This window comes from Novosphingobium nitrogenifigens DSM 19370 (assembly GCF_000192575.1).
GTDB lineage: Bacteria > Pseudomonadota > Alphaproteobacteria > Sphingomonadales > Sphingomonadaceae > Novosphingobium > Novosphingobium nitrogenifigens.
On sequence record NZ_GL876927.1, the window covers coordinates 179,353 to 195,493 of the forward strand.

At 65.3% G+C, this 16,141-nt stretch carries 16 protein-coding genes; 13 read left to right on the top strand and 3 right to left on the bottom strand.

What is annotated here, in order from left to right; genetic code table 11:
- Window positions 1-2: 2 nt before the first annotated feature.
- From Y88_RS07650 to Y88_RS07675, 6 genes are all read left to right on the top strand, one after another.
- A complete protein-coding gene (locus Y88_RS07650) occupies window positions 3-1,139 on the top strand; it encodes a flagellar basal body P-ring protein FlgI (protein WP_008067758.1) in 1,137 nt (378 codons plus the stop codon).
- The gene (locus Y88_RS07655) at window positions 1,136-1,504 is read left to right on the top strand and encodes a rod-binding protein (protein ID WP_008067760.1); all 369 of its coding nucleotides are present in this window, start codon (window positions 1,136-1,138) and stop codon (window positions 1,502-1,504) included. Before Y88_RS07650 ends, Y88_RS07655 begins: the two co-directional genes overlap by 4 nt.
- A 6-nt stretch (window positions 1,505-1,510) precedes the next feature.
- Window positions 1,511-2,875: a flagellar hook-associated protein FlgK gene (flgK, locus tag Y88_RS07660; protein WP_008067762.1), complete on the top strand. Its 1,365-nt coding sequence runs from the start codon at window positions 1,511-1,513 to the stop codon at window positions 2,873-2,875.
- Window positions 2,876-3,004: 129 nt separating this feature from the next.
- Complete coding sequence (locus tag Y88_RS07665; protein ID WP_008067764.1) at window positions 3,005-3,928, top strand: flagellin N-terminal helical domain-containing protein; 924 nt, start codon at window positions 3,005-3,007, stop codon at window positions 3,926-3,928.
- Window positions 3,929-3,966: 38 nt separating this feature from the next.
- Window positions 3,967-4,830: a flagellar motor stator protein MotA gene (gene motA, locus Y88_RS07670; protein ID WP_008067766.1), complete on the top strand. Its 864-nt coding sequence runs from the start codon at window positions 3,967-3,969 to the stop codon at window positions 4,828-4,830.
- A gap of 28 nt (window positions 4,831-4,858) precedes the next feature.
- Window positions 4,859-5,692 carry a flagellar motor protein MotB gene (locus tag Y88_RS07675; RefSeq protein ID WP_008067768.1) on the top strand — a complete coding sequence of 278 codons (834 nt, stop codon included), beginning with the start codon at window positions 4,859-4,861 and terminating at the stop codon, window positions 5,690-5,692.
- A gap of 49 nt (window positions 5,693-5,741) precedes the next feature.
- Here the strand turns inward: Y88_RS07675 and Y88_RS07680 are convergent, their stop codons facing one another.
- The 3 genes from Y88_RS07680 to Y88_RS07690 form a co-directional block, all read right to left on the bottom strand.
- Entirely contained in the window at window positions 5,742-6,752 is a 1,011-nt protein-coding gene (locus Y88_RS07680; RefSeq protein WP_008067770.1) for a calcium-binding protein, read from the bottom strand.
- Between the two features lie 227 nt (window positions 6,753-6,979).
- On the bottom strand, window positions 6,980-7,861 hold the full coding sequence (locus Y88_RS07685; RefSeq protein WP_008067772.1) for a flagellin N-terminal helical domain-containing protein: 882 nt from the start codon (window positions 7,859-7,861) through the stop codon (window positions 6,980-6,982).
- 514 nt (window positions 7,862-8,375) lie between these two features.
- Window positions 8,376-9,251 carry a flagellin N-terminal helical domain-containing protein gene (locus Y88_RS07690; protein WP_008067775.1) on the bottom strand — a complete coding sequence of 292 codons (876 nt, stop codon included), beginning with the start codon at window positions 9,249-9,251 and terminating at the stop codon, window positions 8,376-8,378.
- Window positions 9,252-9,558: 307 nt separating this feature from the next.
- Between Y88_RS07690 and Y88_RS07695 the strand changes: the two genes are divergently transcribed.
- From Y88_RS07695 to Y88_RS19355, 7 genes are all read left to right on the top strand, one after another.
- Window positions 9,559-10,815, top strand: coding sequence for a sigma-54 interaction domain-containing protein (locus tag Y88_RS07695; protein WP_018075996.1), 1,257 nt, complete (start codon window positions 9,559-9,561; stop codon window positions 10,813-10,815).
- Window positions 10,812-11,177, top strand: coding sequence for a flagellar hook-basal body complex protein FliE (gene fliE / locus Y88_RS07700; RefSeq protein WP_008067779.1), 366 nt, complete (start codon window positions 10,812-10,814; stop codon window positions 11,175-11,177). The genes Y88_RS07695 and fliE overlap by 4 nt, the downstream gene beginning before the upstream one ends.
- Window positions 11,178-11,183: 6 nt before the next feature.
- A complete protein-coding gene (gene fliF / locus Y88_RS07705; RefSeq protein ID WP_008067781.1) occupies window positions 11,184-12,869 on the top strand; it encodes a flagellar basal-body MS-ring/collar protein FliF in 1,686 nt (561 codons plus the stop codon).
- Window positions 12,866-13,882 carry a flagellar motor switch protein FliG gene (gene fliG, locus Y88_RS07710; RefSeq protein ID WP_008067783.1) on the top strand — a complete coding sequence of 339 codons (1,017 nt, stop codon included), beginning with the start codon at window positions 12,866-12,868 and terminating at the stop codon, window positions 13,880-13,882. The genes fliF and fliG overlap by 4 nt, the downstream gene beginning before the upstream one ends.
- Complete coding sequence (locus tag Y88_RS07715; protein ID WP_008067786.1) at window positions 13,875-14,477, top strand: FliH/SctL family protein; 603 nt, start codon at window positions 13,875-13,877, stop codon at window positions 14,475-14,477. Before fliG ends, Y88_RS07715 begins: the two co-directional genes overlap by 8 nt.
- Entirely contained in the window at window positions 14,471-15,799 is a 1,329-nt protein-coding gene (locus tag Y88_RS07720) for a FliI/YscN family ATPase (RefSeq protein WP_008067788.1), read from the top strand. Before Y88_RS07715 ends, Y88_RS07720 begins: the two co-directional genes overlap by 7 nt.
- Window positions 15,789-16,141: hypothetical protein (locus Y88_RS19355; RefSeq protein ID WP_050805620.1), on the top strand; the 353-nt coding region annotated here is incomplete at its 3' end. The genes Y88_RS07720 and Y88_RS19355, both read left to right, overlap by 11 nt.

The window sequence follows — 16,141 nt, forward strand, 5'->3', positions numbered from 1 at the left end:
CGATGACCAACGCCTTTCCCTTTCCCTCGATCCGCCCCATCCGGCGTCTCGTCTCCGCGCTCGTCGGCCTTGCGCTGACGCTGGCGCTGGCGCCTCCCGCACAGGCCGACCGGGTTCGCGACCTCGGCGAGTTTCAGGGCATCCGCTCGAACCAGTTGACCGGCTATGGCATCGTCGTCGGGCTTCCGGGCACGGGTGACGACAATCTGGAATACGTCACCCAGGCCATGCGCGGAGTTTCGGGCCGGTTCGGCCTGCAACTGCCGCCCGGTATCTCGCCCAATCTCAAGAACGCGGCGGCCGTCCTTGTCACGGCCGACCTGCCCGCCTTTGCCAAGCCCGGCCAGCGCATCGACGTGACCGTCAGCACGATCGGCAAGGCCAAAAGCCTGCGCGGCGGCGCGCTCGTCCTGACCCCGCTTTATGGTGCCGACGGACAGATCTACGGCATGGCGCAAGGGAACCTTGCCGTCGGCGGCCTCGGCATCACGGCCAAGGACGGCTCGCAGCTGACCGTCAATGTCCCGACCGTCGGACGCATTGCCGACGGGGCAACGGTGGAACGCGCGGTCGATACCGGTTTCGACCATGGCGAAGTGCTGCGCTGGAACCTGTTCCAGGCCGATTTCCAGACCGCCGCCCGCGTGCGCGACGCGATCAATGCCCGCTTTCCCCAGACCGCCTCGGTCGAGGACGGCGTGACGGTCGCCTTGCGCCTTCCCGCAGGAGCCGACCGCCGGGCGAGCCTCATGGCCACCATCGAGATGATCGACGTGACCCCCGCCCAGGCCCAGGCCAAAGTCATCGTCAACAGCCGCACCGGCACCGTCGTCATCAACAGCGCGGTACGCCTGTCGCCCGCCGCGATCAGCCACGGCAAGCTGGTCGTGCGCATCGACGAAAAACCGCAAGTCTCGCAGCCCAACGGGTTCAGCAACGGGCGGACCGTCGTCACGCCGAGCAGCCAGATCTCGGCGAGCGAAAGCACCGCTCACGTCGCCCTGTTCAAACCGGGCGCCTCGCTCTCCTCGCTGGTCGATGCTCTCAACAAGCTCGGGGTCAGCCCGTCCGACCTCGTCGCCATTCTCGAGGCGCTCAAGGAAGCAGGCTCGCTCAAGGCGGAGATGGAAGTGATATGACGAGCACCTCGATCCCATCGACTGCGGTTGCCGCCGCAACCGTCCCCACCACGTCGGCCACATCGGGCGATCAGTCCAAGCTGCATCAGGCCGCACAGGCGTTCGAGGCGATCTTCGTCCGCCAGATGCTCGCGAGCGCCCGCCAGACCAATTTCGGCGACGACCTGTGGGGCAATGATCAGGGCAACGACACGTTCACCGCGATGCGGGACGAACGCTTTGCCGACATCGCTGCCAAGTCGGGGGCCTTTGGCCTTGCCCATCAGATCGAAACCCAGCTCGCGCCGAAAACGGCGTCCTCCAATGCCGATGCCACGACCAGCACCGGAACCGCCGCGCAGCTTGCCGCCGCAGCAAAGGGATAATCCGCGATGACCAGCAATCTTCTCTCGATCGGGGCAAGCGGGGCACGCGCGGCGCAGATCGCGCTCGACGTCACCGGCCAGAACATCGCCAATGCCTCGACCGACGGCTATGTCCGCCGCGCCGCCAACAATGTCGAACTGGTCTCGCCCAGCGGCTGGAGCGCGCCCAACGACATCTCGCTTGCCGGGGTGACCGTCTCGGGCATCACCCGCAATGCCGACATCTATACCCAGGCCGAAGTGCGCCGCACCGCATCGGACACTGCGCGCGGGAATGCCACTGTCACCGGTCTCACCAATGTCGAAACGGCGGTCGAGAACTCGGGCGTTTTCACCACCATCGGCAATTTCCAGAACGCGCTGACTTCGCTCAAGCAAACCCCCAACGACACCTCGTTGCGCGCGGCGGTGATGCAGGCAGGCTCGGCCATGACCAGCGCGTTCCAGATCGCCGCGACCAGCCTTTCCTCGACGCAGCAGGATCTCCAGGGCGAGATCGGCGACGGCGTCAGCCAGGTCAACACGCTCGCCTCGCAGCTCGCGACGATCAATCTCAAGCTCTCGACGACCGCCAGCGCCGCCTCCGCCGATGCGGGCAGCCTTACCACCAGCGACCGCGCCAGCCTGATGGACAAGCGCGACCAACTGCTCGGCCAGATCAGCCAATATGCCAATGTCGCTACCACGCTGAACAGCGACGGCAGCGCCAACGTCAATCTGGGCGGCGTCAGCGGTCCGCCGCTCGTCACCGGGGCGACCACCAACACGCTGTCGTCGACCACGGCCAGCGACGGCACCGTCTCGCTTGCCATGGGAACCGCGCCGGTCACGCTGTCGGGCGGGTCAATTGCCGGGCAGCAGGCCTCGCTGACCAAGCTCAACCAGATCAGCACCGATCTCGACAGCCTTGCCGCGACGATCGCCAATACCGTCAACACGCAGCAGGCGAACGGAGCCGACCTCTCGGGTACGACCGGGGCCGCCCTGTTTTCGGGAACGACGGCGGCCACGCTGTCGATGGCAACCACCGACGGCAGCAAGATCGCGGCGGCAGCAGCAGGCTCTGTGGCCAACAGCAACGACGCGACCAATCTCACCGCGCTGTCGAGCGCCCTGTCCACGGCGAACCCGGCCGGGACGATGAACAACATCCTCTACGACATCTCGGGCTCGGTAAAGACCGCGACGACGACACGCGACACGCTCAAGACTTTGTCGGACGCGGCGGCGGCCAGCCTCTCTTCATCCGCAGGTGTCGATCTCAACACCGAGGCCGTCAATCTCGTCCGGTTTCAGCAGGCGTTCCAGGCCTCCGGCAAAGTCATGCAGACCGCGTCGGATATTTTCACGACCATGCTCAATCTCAAATAGATTCCGTCGTTCTTATACTCAAAGCCCGCAGGGATCGTCTCGGCGGGCCCGGTATGAGCCCCCGCGACGCATGAGCGATGGGCATCGCCCGACGGGTTCGTCCCGCCGAGACCCAGAATTAGGTGTGCCATGACCATTTCGACCACCAGCACGCAGACGTTCTTCACCAATTCGGCCCAGCAGCTGGCATCGCTCCAGTCGCAGGCGAACGACGTGCAGACCTCGATCTCCACGGGCAGCAAGTTCAGCACCGCCTCGCAGGACCCGCTTGCGGCTTCGCAAATGCGCATGCTCTCGCTGCAGGACAATGCGGCAACGGTCGATGCAGCCTCTGCGAGCAAGGCGACGACCGATTTGAAGCTCGCGGATTCGGCCATGACGCAGATGGTCAACGACATCGCCCGCGCGCAACAGCTGGCGACCCAGGCCGCCAACGGCGCCCTGTCGGATACCGAACGTGCGTCGATCGGCAACGAACTGGCGCAGATCCATACCGATCTCGTCGGGCTTGCCAATTCGCGCGACAGCGACGGCAATGCGCTGTTCGGCGGCGGAGCGCAGGGCAAGGCCTATACGCTCGATGCCAGCGGCAACGCGACCTACGCAGGCAATGCCCAGGCCCAGTCGCTGTCGATCGGCGGCGGGCAGAGCGTACAGCGCAGCGTGACCGGTCCCGAAATGCTCTCGTTCAAGGATTCGAGCGGGAACACCACCGACCTTCTCACCGTGGTCAAATCGCTCGCCGACACGCTCAAGGCCGGAGGCACCGGATCGCAGGCCGCCGCGAACGGCGCGCTGACCTCGCTGTCGACGGCGCTCGACACGATGAGCACGGCCCAGACCGTGGTCGGCTCTCGCGAATCCTGGATCGCGCTCAATACCCAGAACCAGACCGCGATGAACGAAGCCCGGGCCAAGACCGAATCGACCGTCGGGGACACCGACGTCTCGGCCGCAGCGATCAAGCTGCAGCAGCTCACCACCGCGCTTCAGGCGAGCCAGGCCAGCTTTATGCGCCTGTCGTCGCTGTCGCTGTTCGACGTGCTCAAATAAGCGGCCCCGCGCGCCGCCAGCAATAGACGGGAAGATCCATGTATCAGGGGATCGGCATTGTCGTTCTGATCGTCATGGTTTTCGGGGGGTTTGCCTTTACCGGCGGCGCCCTGGGACCGGTGATGGAAGCGATTCCGCACGAACTGCTCATCATCGGCGGCGCCGCGATCGGCGCCACGATCACCGGCAACTCCCTGCACGAGCTCAAGGGCATCGGCGCGGGGCTGGGCAAAGTGTTCAAGGGGCCCAAGCACAACAAGCAGGACCATGTCGACGCGATCGTCCTGTCGACCAAGCTGATGAAGATCCTGCGCAGCGATGGGCCGGTGGCGCTGGAAAGCCATGTCACCGATCCCAAGACCTCGACGATCTTTGCCGAATTTCCGCGCATTCTCGGAAACAAGGCGCTCGTCTCGCTGATCTGCGATACCTTGACGCTGATCGTGGTGTCCTCGGGCACTCTGGAAGTCCATGCCGTCGAGGACGTGATGGACCATGCGATGAAGACGCATTTCCATGAGGAATCCGAAGCCCAGCACGCATTGCAGGGCCTGTCCGACGCTCTTCCCGCGTTGGGGATCGTCGCGGCCGTGCTCGGCGTCGTCAAGACCATGGGCTCGATCGACAAGCCCCCGACGATTCTGGGCGCGATGATCGGTTCGGCGCTGGTCGGGACATTCATGGGCATTCTGCTGGCCTACGGCATCGTCGCCCCGCTTGCCGGACGCCTCAAGCAGGTACTCGATCAGGACGAGATGATCTTTCAGGCCGTCAAGCAGGTCATCGTCGCCTCGCTGCACGGATGGCCGCAACCGCTGGTCGTCGAAAGCGCCCGCTCGGGTCTGGGCCATGCCTTCCGCCCCGGACTGTCCGAACTGCTCGACGCCCTGCGCGGTCGCTGAGCCCAAGCCAGGATAAAGGACCCTCGCCATGGCCAAGCCCAAGGGGAAGGAACCGCCCCCGCCCATCATCGTCAAGAAGATCACCGTGGTGGCCGCCGGCCATCACGGCGGCGCGTGGAAAGTCGCCTATGCCGACTTCGTGACCGCGATGATGGCCTTCTTCCTGCTGATGTGGCTGCTGGGCGCGACCACCGAACGCCAGCGCAAGGGGATCGCCGACTATTTCACCCCCACTCTGGTCAAGACGCGCCAGGGCAGCGCCGGGTCCTATGGCTTGCTCGGCGGATCGTCGCTGACCGATGCCGACACCTACCAGTTCCGCGCCGGACAGACCGGCACCAAGACCCTGACCATCCCGCGCGATGCGACCGGCGGCGCCAAGGACGGCGGGTCCAAGGCCAAGCGGACTGCGGCCCTGCAGGAACGGCTGAAGCAGAAACTTCAGGCGAGCGAGCAGCTGCGCCAGCTGGCCAAGCAGGTCCACCTGACCATGACGCCCGACGGCATCCGGCTCGACCTGCTCGACGACGCGAATTTCTCGATGTTCCGTCTCGGCACCACGATCCTCACGCCTCAGGCGGTCGAGCTGATCCGGGCGATTGCCCAAAGCATCGCCCCGGACCAGAACGGGCTGACCGTGCGCGGCCACACCGACAGCCTGCAATGGAAACCGGGGGACCCGGCGAACAACTGGTCGCTGTCGGCCGGACGCGCCGAAGCCACTCGCCAGGCCCTGCTCCGCTTCGGCGTTCCCGAAAAGCGGTTCCGCCGGATCGAAGGCGTCGCCGATCAGGAACCGCTGATTACCGACAACCCCGCCGACCCGCGCAACCGGCGCATGTCGATCCTGCTGATGGACTGATCGCGAGCGTCCCGGGCCTGAGAATGGCGGGCCTGAGAATGAATTGGGCTCAAAGGATGAAATCGCTCGCGATCAGGCGAGTGAGGTGATCGACCATGATCGCGAAATCGGCGATGCCGTCCCCGTTCATATCGCCATAGACCACCGCGTTGCCGTTGCTGACGCCATAGCGCAGTTCGCCGGCGTGGTGGGTGAAGCCCGACGCACCGATAAACGAAAAGGCCTGATCCCCCGCTCGAGCAGGGTTGGCGTCGATCGCCGAGAGATCGATCCGGTCCCCCTGCGCGCGGCTGAAATCGGTGATGACATCCGCCTTGGTCGCCGTCGCACCGCCGAAATCGCCGGGCCTGAACGCGAAAGTATCCGCCCCCGGCCCTCCGGTCATGGTGTCCTTGTTCTCGCCGCCATAAAGGACATCGTTGCCGCTCCCGCCATAGAGCCGGTCGTTGCCCCAACCGCCATAGAGCGTGTCGGCCCCGTTGCCGCCGAACAGCTGGTCGGCGCCGTTCCCGCCGCGCAGGATGTCGGCCCCGTCATATCCCCTGATGATATCGGCCCCACCGGTCCCGAACAGGACATCCGGGCCCGCCGTTCCGACGATCGGCGCGATCACGACGCCGGGCATGACATAGGATGCCCCCTGCGCGAAGGGGAACGACTGGAACAGGTCGTTGGGCACATTGGTGCCGAGCACGAAGAGATGCCCCAGCAAGGCCGAGGGCGTGGCCGCCTGCGCGGCAACCTGTGCCTCGGCGTAATCGGACAGCAGGATCCCCTCCGTCCCGAAACCGATCACGTTGAGTGTCATCTGTCCCGCAACCGAATCGCCGACGACGAACGACAGGACCAGCGAATCGGCCAAGTCCCTGACCGAAGTCACCTTGCAGCTGATCCCGGCATATCCGTTGACTGCCGTCCCGATCGTGACGGTCGCGCCGGTCACGGTGTAGCCCGCAACTCCAGTCGTGATCGCATTGGCGCCCGCTGCGGCAAAAGCGTTCCCGGCAAAGGTCAGGCCCACAAGAACGTCGAGCTTGCCCGTCGAAACGCTGGCAGTCACTCCCCTGGCCCTCCCCGCAGTGTTCCGCCGCCCGGAAGTTTGTAGGGACTCGCCCGCGCCCGCAAAGGCCCCGATCGCGCCAATTTGGCGTGATCGTCCTGGCGCCCGCGATTTCCGATCCCCCAAAACGAGGCACGCCCGGCGATCCTTGCGGATTGCCGGGCGCGGGAACCGCCGACCGGGGCGCGTGGTGGAGACACACGCCCGGTCGGGCCGGTGTTTCCCCCTTAACGGAGCAGCGAGAGAACGTTCTGCTGGCTCTGGTTGGCCTGGGCGATCATCGCGCTCGAAGCCTGCGAGAGGATCTGCGCCTTGGCAAGCTGCGTGGTCGTCGACGAATAGTCGGTGTCCTGAATGCGGCTGCGGGCGCTCGAGAGGTTGGTGATGTTGTCGTTCAGGTTGTTCACGACCGAAGTCAGACGGTTCTGACCCGCACCCAGCGTCGCCTGGGTCGCGTTCACTTCGGCAAGCGCCTTGTCGACATTGGTGATCGTCGTGGTCGCATTGGCCTGGCTCGACACGTCGAGCGCCTGCGTCGTCGACGTAGCGTTGTAGGTCGTGTCGGTGCCGCCGAAGAGGTTGGCACCGCTGAACGCCTTGCTGACGATGGCGACCGTGTCGGTGGTATTGGCGCCGGTCTGGATCGTGAACGACTTGTCGTCCGCACCGGTAGCCGAAGCCGTGCCCGAAGCCACGTTGAACACGGCGTTGCCGTTGAACTTCGTGTTGCTCAGGATGTCGCTGATCTGCTGGTTGAGGTTGGTCACTTCCGACTGCATCGAGGTACGGTCGGAGTTCTGGTAGGTGCCCGAGCTCGACTGCACGGCCAGCTGACGAACACGCTGGAGCATGTTGGTCACTTCGTTGAGCGCGCCACCGGCGGTCTGGGCCAGCGAGATGCCGTCGTTGGCGTTCGAGACGCCCTGCTGCATGCCGTTGATCTGCGACGTCATCGAGTTGCTGATGGCAAGACCGGCAGCATCGTCGGCGGCGCTGTTGATACGCTTGCCGGTCGACAGGCGCTGCATTGCGGTCGAGGTCATGGAAGAGGCCGAGTTCGAAGCATTCGCTGCCTGCAGTGCAGAGATGTTCGTGTTGATAACAGTCATCGTGTGGTCTCCAGGGTAAACGGGTTTACCGAATGGATTGTCCGACCGGTTCGGAGCGATCGGACCTCCGAAGACTAAACCGGCAAATCCTTGCCGGTTTTAAGGCTGGAGCGGCAAATTTTTGCCGGTTGCCGCACGTTCACTGTCATTCGAATTTTTACGTTTTATCAATGAATTGAAAGCCGACGATGAACGCAAAGAGGCCGCGATTGCCCCCATGAGGGCAATCGCGGCAGGTTCATCATGAACGGCATCATGCCAGGACGATACCCCGGCATAAAAAGGAGCCCCGCAACCCGGTGGAGACGGGTGCGGGGCAAGGGTGCAAGAGCCCTTTTCGCGAAATTCCTGGCCAGTAAATTTCGCGAAAAGTGCGGCCCCGGCCCGCTCCCCCGCCCGACCGGACGCGCGTTTGCGCATGCCTGAGCGGGAGAGGGGGCCGATGTCGCAATATGGAATTGTCCCAACCCGGAATTTCGGATCTGCCGAAATTCCGGGTCGAACGTAGGAGAGCTTACTTCAGCAGCGAGAGAACGTTCTGCTGGCTCTGGTTGGCCTGGGCGATCATCGCGCTCGAAGCCTGCGAGAGGATCTGCGCCTTGGCAAGCTGCGTGGTCGTCGCCGAATAGTCGGTGTCCTGAATGCGGCTGCGGGCGCTCGAAAGGTTGGTGATGTTGTCGTTCAGGTTGTTCACCACCGACGTCAGACGGTTCTGACCCGCACCCAGCGTCGCCTGGGTCGCGTTCACTTCGGCAAGGGCATTGTCGACATTGGTCAGCGTCGTGGTCGCATTGGCCTGGGTCGAAACGTCGAGCGCCTGTGTTGCCGCAGCCGAGTTATACGACGTGTCGGTGGCGTCGAAGAGGTTGGAACTGCTGAACGCCTTGCTGACGATGGCGACCGTGTCGGTGGCATTGGCGCCGGTCTGGATCGTGAACGACTTGTCGTCCGCGCTGGTTGCCGTGCCCGCAGCCACGTTGAACACCTTGTTTCCGTTGAAGGTGGTGTTGTTGAGGATGTCACTGATCTGCTGGGTCAGGTTGGTCACTTCCGACTGCATCGAGGTACGGTCGGAGTTCTGGTAAGTGCCCGAGCTCGACTGCACGGCCAACTGGCGGACGCGCTGGAGCATGTTGGTCACTTCGTTGAGCGCGCCACCGGCGGTCTGGGCCAGCGAGATGCCGTCGTTGGCATTCGAGACGCCCTGCTGCATGCCGTTGATCTGCGAGGTCATCGAGTTGGTGATGGCAAGACCGGCAGCATCGTCGGCGGCGCTGTTGATGCGCTTGCCGGTCGACAGGCGCTGCATCGCGGTCGAGGTCATCGAAGCCGCCGAGTTCGAAGCGTTGGCAGCCTGGATCGCCGAGATGTTGGTGTTGATGACGGTCATGATGATTCTCCGGGGTTAAGTGCCGTTTTTCGTAGAAGTCCGCGGTCGTTTGGGTTGTCGCGGTGTCTGCGGCAAAGACCGGCAAAACGCTGCCGGGTTTAACCCCCCTCCCGGCGATAAATTGCCGGTTCTACGTACTTTCCCTGCGAAGAATCCCGCCCCTTAAATTACCGGACCCTTTGTCGTTTTCGCGAGAAAACCCGCCCGTCAGCATGGTTAAGACGGGGCAAGATAAATGAGTCGGGAACGCAACAGATCAGGGGTTTCGGAAAGTCCCAGAATTTCCGAAGGAGCCAAGGCGTCGCACATGCCGCTGGTGCAGCGTGCCAATGCCGTGCTCGGAACGATCGAACCGGCTCGCCCGGTCTTCCTTCTCGACCGGTCCGAACCGCTTCCCTCCGCCACAACACTTGGACGCACGGTACAATTGGCGCGGGCCGATCATGCCTCCGGAGAGCGCAGCTCGATCGTTCGCGGTCCGAGCGGGCGCCACCTCCTGACTTACGACGATGGGGGCAGCGAAGGGGCGCTCGCCGCACTGATCGCCTGCGTCCAGCCGGCAGGCAGCCCGGTGGCGGCAGATCCGGAAACGCTTTCGGTGCTGGCACTGGCCGAGCGAATCGCGGCAAGCGACATCCCGGTGCTGATCAACGGCCCGACCGGAACCGGCAAGGAAGTGCTCAGCCGCTTCATCCACGACCGTTCCGCCCGCGCCGACAAGCCCTTCATCGCGATCAATTGCGCCGCCATGCCCGAGGCGATGCTCGAAGCCATGCTGTTCGGCCACCAGAAGGGCGCCTTCACCGGTGCCAATGCGGCGGGCGAAGGGTTCTTCCGCGCTGCCGACGGGGGTACACTCCTGCTCGACGAGATCGCCGAGATGCCGCTTCCGCTGCAGGCCAAGCTGCTGCGCGCGCTTCAGGAAAAGGAAGTCGTTCCTCTGGGGGCCACGCATCCGGTCAAGGTGGACGTGCGGATCATCGCCTGCGCCAACCGCGATCTTCCCCTCGAAGTCGACGAAGGCCGCTTCCGCGCCGACCTCTATTACCGCCTCAACGTGTTCCCGCTGATGCTGCGTCCGCTGTGCGAACGGCCCGACGACATCGCCCCGCTCGCCTTCGCCATGGTGCTGCGCCACGTCGCACCGGGCATGACAATTCCCTGGATCGGCGAAGCGGCGCTCTCGATGCTGTCGGCCCATTCCTGGCCGGGCAATGTCCGCGAACTGGAAAACGTCGTGCGCCGGGCCCTGCTTCTGGCCGGGGATGCCGGAGAGATCGGGCCTCAGCACATCGTGTTCGACCGTCCGGTCCGGGTCGCGGGCGAAACCGCGCCGACCGATCCCGTGCTTGGCGCCAGCCTTGCCGGCAACGGCCATGCCAACGGCAAGCTGTCGAACATCGTGCAGTTGTCGGAAGCCCGCGTGATCCTGGCAACGCTCGAAGCCTGCGGCGGCAATCGCCTGGCTGCAGCCCGCCAGCTCGGGATCAGCGAACGCACCTTGCGCTATCGCCTCGCTTCGTTCCGCGAAGCCGGCATCGCCGTTGCGGGAGGTCGTAGATGAGCTCGATCCCCGGCATCGGCAGCGCCTCAGGGGTCCAGCAGATCCTTGCCCTGCGCCAGCAGATCATCGACCGCTCGCAATTGCTGCAACAAGTGCGCAGCAGCGACGCGACCACCACCGCCAGCACCAGCGACGCCCCGGCAGGATCGTTCACCGATGCGCTCAAGACTGCGCTCGACACGGTGAACCGCACCGACGCCAAGGCCGACGCCGTGACCGAAGCCTATGAAAAGGGCGAAGTGACCGACGTCGCGCAGGTCATGCTGGCCCGTCAGGAATCGGGCGTCGCTTTCGAAGCGACACTGCAAGTCCGCAACAAATTGCTGTCCGCCTATCAGGACATCATGAAGCTGGGCGTCTAATCCGCCATGGCAGACCTTGTTCCCGCACTCGCCGGCGAGCCGCGACCATCGTTGCTCGCCCCCCTCACCGACCCATCGGGCGGCAGCCTGCCTGCCCGCCTCGGTCAATTCGCTTCCCAGGCGCCCGTTCGCCGCGCCTTGCCCTGGTTCGCCGGGGTCGCGGCGGTCGGCATGGCCGGATTGCTGTGGCTCGAAATGGCCCCGGCACCCCAGCGCGTCCTCTATACCGATCTCAACGACAGCGAACGCGCGCAAGTCACCGCCGCGCTCGACAAGGCGGCGATCCGGTACACGATCAACAACCAGACCGGCGCAGTCACCGTCGGCGAGGACGATCTCTACAAGGCCCGCATGGTCGCGGCTGCCGACGGCGCGCTTGCCACGCCCGAAACCGGCGAACAGATGATCGACAAGCTGCCGATGGGGGCCAGCCGCACGGTCGAGGGCCAGCGTCTCCAGGCCGCGCGCGAACGCGAGCTGGAACTGACGATCATGCAGATCGAAGGGGTGGAAGCCGTGCGCGTCCATCTCGCCGAGCCGGAAAAGTCGGTCTTCGTCCGCGACAACGCCCCCGCGACCGCGTCGGTCATGGTCAAGCTGGCCAAGGGGCGCCAGTTGTCCGACAGCCAGGTGACCGCGATCGTCAATCTTGTCGCCGGATCGGTAGCGGGCCTGTCAGTCGATGCAGTCAAGGTGATCGACCAGCAGGGCCATTTGCTGTCGAGCGGACGTCCGGGGGACGATGACCGCATCGAAATGCAGGCGCGTCTTGAGGACAAGCTGCGCCAGCAGGTCGAGACGCTGCTCACCCCCATGCTGGGCACGGGCAATTTCTCAAGCGAAATCCAGGTCGATCTCGACATGGACCAGCAGACCAGCGCGCGCGAAAGCTATGACAAGCAGGGCGTCGTGCGGTCCGAAACCCAGACCGCCTCGCAAACGACCGGCAACGGCGCGCCTGTCGGGGTTCCGGGCGTGCTTTCCAACACGCCCCCGCCCCAGACGCAGCCTTCGCCGGGCGCGCCTACGGCCAATACCACGCCCGCGTCGCCTCCCGCGCCGAGCCCGACCAGCAGCGACACCTCCTCGACCCGCAATTACGAACTGGGTCGCGAAGTCGCCGTCACCAATGCTTCGCCGGGCAAGGTCCGCCGCCTGTCGGTCGCCGTCGCGCTGAGCGGGGCGGCCATGGCCAAGGCCAAGCCGGGCGAGATCGACCAGATCAAGCAACTGGTCAGCGCCGCCGTCGGAGCCGACCCCACGCGTGGCGACCAGGTCACCGTCGTCGTCCGCAATTTCCAGCCGACCACCGTCGAACAGCCCAAGTTCTGGGAAACGCCGTGGTTCGCGATGATGGTCCGCAACGGCGTCGCACTGCTGGCGGTCCTGCTCACGCTGTTGCTGGGCGTCCGTCCGCTGATCAAGGCCTTGCGCCGCGATCATCGCGGCGCGGCCAAAATCGAAAGTGACGAGAGCGAGGACAGCGAGACAGCCGAAGCCGAAGACAGCGAACCCGAACCCGATCGCCCCGAACTGATCCCGGCGCAGAATCCCGACACCGGGGTCGTCGATCCCGAATTGCTCGGACGTCAGGTCGGACTGGCCCAGAGGCTGGTCCGCGAACGCCCTGAAACGGCCGTCGCCGTCCTGCGCCAGATGCTCAAGGACCCTCAAGCGGAGCCAAGCCGATGAGCGAAGAAACCAACATTGTCCTTGTCGGCGGCGACGCCGAACGTGCCGCCGTGATGGTCATGCTGCTCGAGGACGAGCAGGCCGCGCAATTGCTCGGCCAGCTCGAACCGGGCGAATTGCGCCGCCTGGGCGAAAAGATGTGCGAACTGGGTGAAATCAGCCCCTCCGCGATTGCCGAGGCGATTGCCGGGTTCGTCGAACGGACCGAACGGCTCGGGCTGATCGTGCCCGACCGCGTGGGCACCGTGCGCGCGATGATGACCCGGGCCGTCGGCGAAGTGAAAGCCGAAAGCCTGATGCAGCGGATTGCGCCGGAACAGCCGACGTCCTCGCTGGAACTCGCCCGCTGGCTCACGCCGCAAGTGCTGGTGCCGCTGGTCCGCGACGAACATCCCCAGGCGATCGCGGTCCTTTTGGTCCAGCTCGACGCCGACATTGCCGCAGGCGTGCTTCACGCCCTGCCCGAGGAAATCCAGTCGCAAGTGGTCCACCGCGTGGCGACCCTCGGCCCGGTCTCGCCCGAGGCCATCGCCATGCTCGAGGACATGCTCGCCCGCCGCATCACCGAATGCCACGGCCAGAGCGCGCTCACCATGGGCGGCCCCAAGGAAGCGGCCGACATCATCAACGCCTCGGCCCGCGCCGTCGAAAAGCGGGTGCTTCCCGAAATCGCCAAGCAGGACAAGGCACTGGCCAAGGCGATCGAGAACGAGATGTTCAAATTCGAGCATCTCTTCGCGCTCGACAGCAAGTCGATGGGCACCCTGCTGCGCGAAGTGGACAGCGACACGCTGATCGCCGCGCTCAAGGGCACACCGGAAGAGAACCGCGACAATTTCTTCGGCGCGATGTCCTCGCGCGCGGCCGACGGCGTGCGCGACGAAATCGCCGCACGCGGCCGCATGAAGATGGCCGAAGTGATCGAGGCGCAAAAGATCATGGTCAGCGCGGCCCGCCGTCTGGCCGCCGAAGGGGTGATCGTCTTCGGCGCAGGCGACGACGACTATGTCTGAGGGTTTCGCGCGCCTGTCGCTCGCCGCCCTGTCGGCCCGCAACAGCCGGTTCGCTCCCGACGCCCGCTTTCTGGCAAACGTGGCGCAGATGGTCGAACCGGCCGTGCCGGTCGAAGAGGCCGAGCCCGATCCGGTCGCCGACGCCTATGCGCGCGGCTATGCCGAAGGCGCCGAGGCCGGACAAAGCTCCGCCCGGGCCGAAGCGGCTGCTGCCGATGCCGCCCGCCATCGCATCGAGACCGCACTCAGCCGCATGGATGCGCAGATGCTCGACGCCTTCGGCGCGCGGCTGCGCGAAACGGTCCTGGCCTTGTGCGAAAGCGTACTGGGCGATGCGGCGGTATCCCCCAACAGCCTTGCCGCCCGTGTCGAGACGGCCGCCTCGATGTTCACCCGCGCCGACGATGAACGGGTGATACGCCTGCATCCCGAAGATCTCGCGCTGATCCATGCGCGTCTTCCCGAAGACTGGCACTGCGAACCCGATTCCACGCTCGAACGCGGGTCGATCCGCGTCGAAACCGCGCAAGGCGGGGTCGAGGATGGCCCGATCCAATGGCGCCGGATGCTTGAGGAAGCCCTGCGCACATGCTGAATCCGGCCTTTCCCCTGCTCGATCGCATGGCCTCGACCCATCCCGATCTCTCGCCGCGCCGTTATGGCGTGGTCTCGGCCTGTGACGGCGGCCTGCTGGAAGTCAGCGGATTGTCGCTGCCGATCGGCGCGCAATGCCGCATCGCCCACGGGCGCGGCACGCTCAGCGCCGAAGCCATCGGTTTCCGCAACGGGCGCACACTGATGATGTTGCTGGGCGATCCGGTCCTGCTGCGTCCGGGGGCCCGCGTCCGTCCCGAGGGGCGCCCCGGCATGTTGCCTGTGGGCGAAGCCTTTCTCGGGCGCGCGGTCGATGGCGAAGGCCAGCCGATCGATGGCGGCCCGCCGATCATGTCGGGGCGCGAATGGCCTTCGGGCGGTATCCGTGCGGGTGCGCTCGACCGTTCGCCGGTTCGCGCGACTTTCGATGTCGGCGTGCGCGCGCTCAACGCGCTGACCACCTTCGGCGTCGGCCAGCGCATCGGCATCATGGCCGGTTCGGGCGTCGGCAAATCGGTCCTGCTCGACATGATCGCCCATGGGGCCGAAGCGGAAATCGTCATCGTCGGCCTGATCGGCGAGCGCGCGCGCGAAGTGTCCGATTTCGTCGAACGCCATATGCAGGGGCCCAAGCGCGAGCGCAGCATCGTCGTTGCCGTACCCGCCGACCATGCCCCCAACTTGCGCATTCGCGGCGCCATGCTGGCAACCAGCATGGCCGAATATTTCCGCAAGGCCGGACGCCGCGTCCTGCTCATCATGGACAGCCTGACCCGCGTCGCGCACGCAGGACGCGAAATCGCGCTGCTGCTCGGCGAACCGGGCGCGGCACGCGGCTATCCCCCTTCGGCACTGGCCACGATCACCAAGCTGGTCGAGCGGGCAGGCAATTCGGCCGAAAGCGGCGGATCGGTCACCGGGCTCTACACCGTGCTCGCCGATGGCGACAATCAGGACGACCCGGTCGTCGATACCGCCCGATCGATTCTGGACGGGCACGTCGTGTTGTCGCGCGATCTGGCGCAACGCGGGCAATATCCCGCGATCGACATCGCCGCTTCGCTCAGCCGCGTGATGAACGACATCGTTGCGCCCGACCATGCCCGCATCGCCCGCAAGTTCCGCGCGCTGATCGCGACCTATGAAGCCAATCGCGATCTGGTGCTGATGGGCGCCTATCGCCAGGGTGCCGATCCCCAGCTCGATCGCGCCATTGCCATGCACGATCGCCTCACCGCCTTTCTCGCCCAGTCGCAGAAAGAGATCGTGCCGCTTGCCGACAGCATTGCCCAGCTCGTGGCGCTGATCGGCCATGAAGGCTGAACGCCTCCGCCTCAAACGCCTGCAACGGCTCGAGAAACTTCGCGCCATTGCCCGTCAGACCGCTCTTGCCGAAGCCGGTCGTGCCGAAGCGCAACTGGCCCAGCTCGAAACGCTGGGCCAGCGCACGGCCTCGTTGATTTCCGACTATGCCCAGCGCGACGACGCCACGCTTGCCGAGGATCTCGTGCGCCAGCGTGCCTTCGTGGCCGGATTGTCGCAACTGGCGGTCAATACCCGCAACGACATTGCCCGCGCCCGCGACAATGCCGACCGTCGCGCGGCCGAAGCGGCCGCCGCCGAACGCCGCCGCGCAGCCGTCGAGGATCGCGCCGCCGCCACGGC

Bases quoted from the DNA above. Each gene is read 5' to 3' on its own strand.
- fliF (WP_008067781.1), top strand. From the start codon at position 11,184: ATGGCAGACCTTGTTCCCGCACTCGCCGGCGAGCCGCGACCATCGTTG.
- Y88_RS07655 (WP_008067760.1), top strand. From the start codon at position 1,136: ATGACGAGCACCTCGATCCCATCGACTGCGGTTGCCGCCGCAACCGTC.
- motA (WP_008067766.1), top strand. From the start codon at position 3,967: ATGTATCAGGGGATCGGCATTGTCGTTCTGATCGTCATGGTTTTCGGG.
- Y88_RS07720 (WP_008067788.1), top strand. From the start codon at position 14,471: ATGCTGAATCCGGCCTTTCCCCTGCTCGATCGCATGGCCTCGACCCAT.
- Y88_RS07675 (WP_008067768.1), top strand. From the start codon at position 4,859: ATGGCCAAGCCCAAGGGGAAGGAACCGCCCCCGCCCATCATCGTCAAG.
- fliG (WP_008067783.1), top strand. From the start codon at position 12,866: ATGAGCGAAGAAACCAACATTGTCCTTGTCGGCGGCGACGCCGAACGT.
- Y88_RS07690 (WP_008067775.1), bottom strand. From the start codon at position 9,251: ATGACCGTCATCAACACCAACATCTCGGCGATCCAGGCTGCCAACGCT.
- Y88_RS07685 (WP_008067772.1), bottom strand. From the start codon at position 7,861: ATGACTGTTATCAACACGAACATCTCTGCACTGCAGGCAGCGAATGCT.
- flgK (WP_008067762.1), top strand. From the start codon at position 1,511: ATGACCAGCAATCTTCTCTCGATCGGGGCAAGCGGGGCACGCGCGGCG.
- fliE (WP_008067779.1), top strand. From the start codon at position 10,812: ATGAGCTCGATCCCCGGCATCGGCAGCGCCTCAGGGGTCCAGCAGATC.
- Y88_RS07695 (WP_018075996.1), top strand. From the start codon at position 9,559: ATGCCGCTGGTGCAGCGTGCCAATGCCGTGCTCGGAACGATCGAACCG.
- Y88_RS07715 (WP_008067786.1), top strand. From the start codon at position 13,875: ATGTCTGAGGGTTTCGCGCGCCTGTCGCTCGCCGCCCTGTCGGCCCGC.
- Y88_RS07650 (WP_008067758.1), top strand. From the start codon at position 3: ATGACCAACGCCTTTCCCTTTCCCTCGATCCGCCCCATCCGGCGTCTC.
- Y88_RS07665 (WP_008067764.1), top strand. From the start codon at position 3,005: ATGACCATTTCGACCACCAGCACGCAGACGTTCTTCACCAATTCGGCC.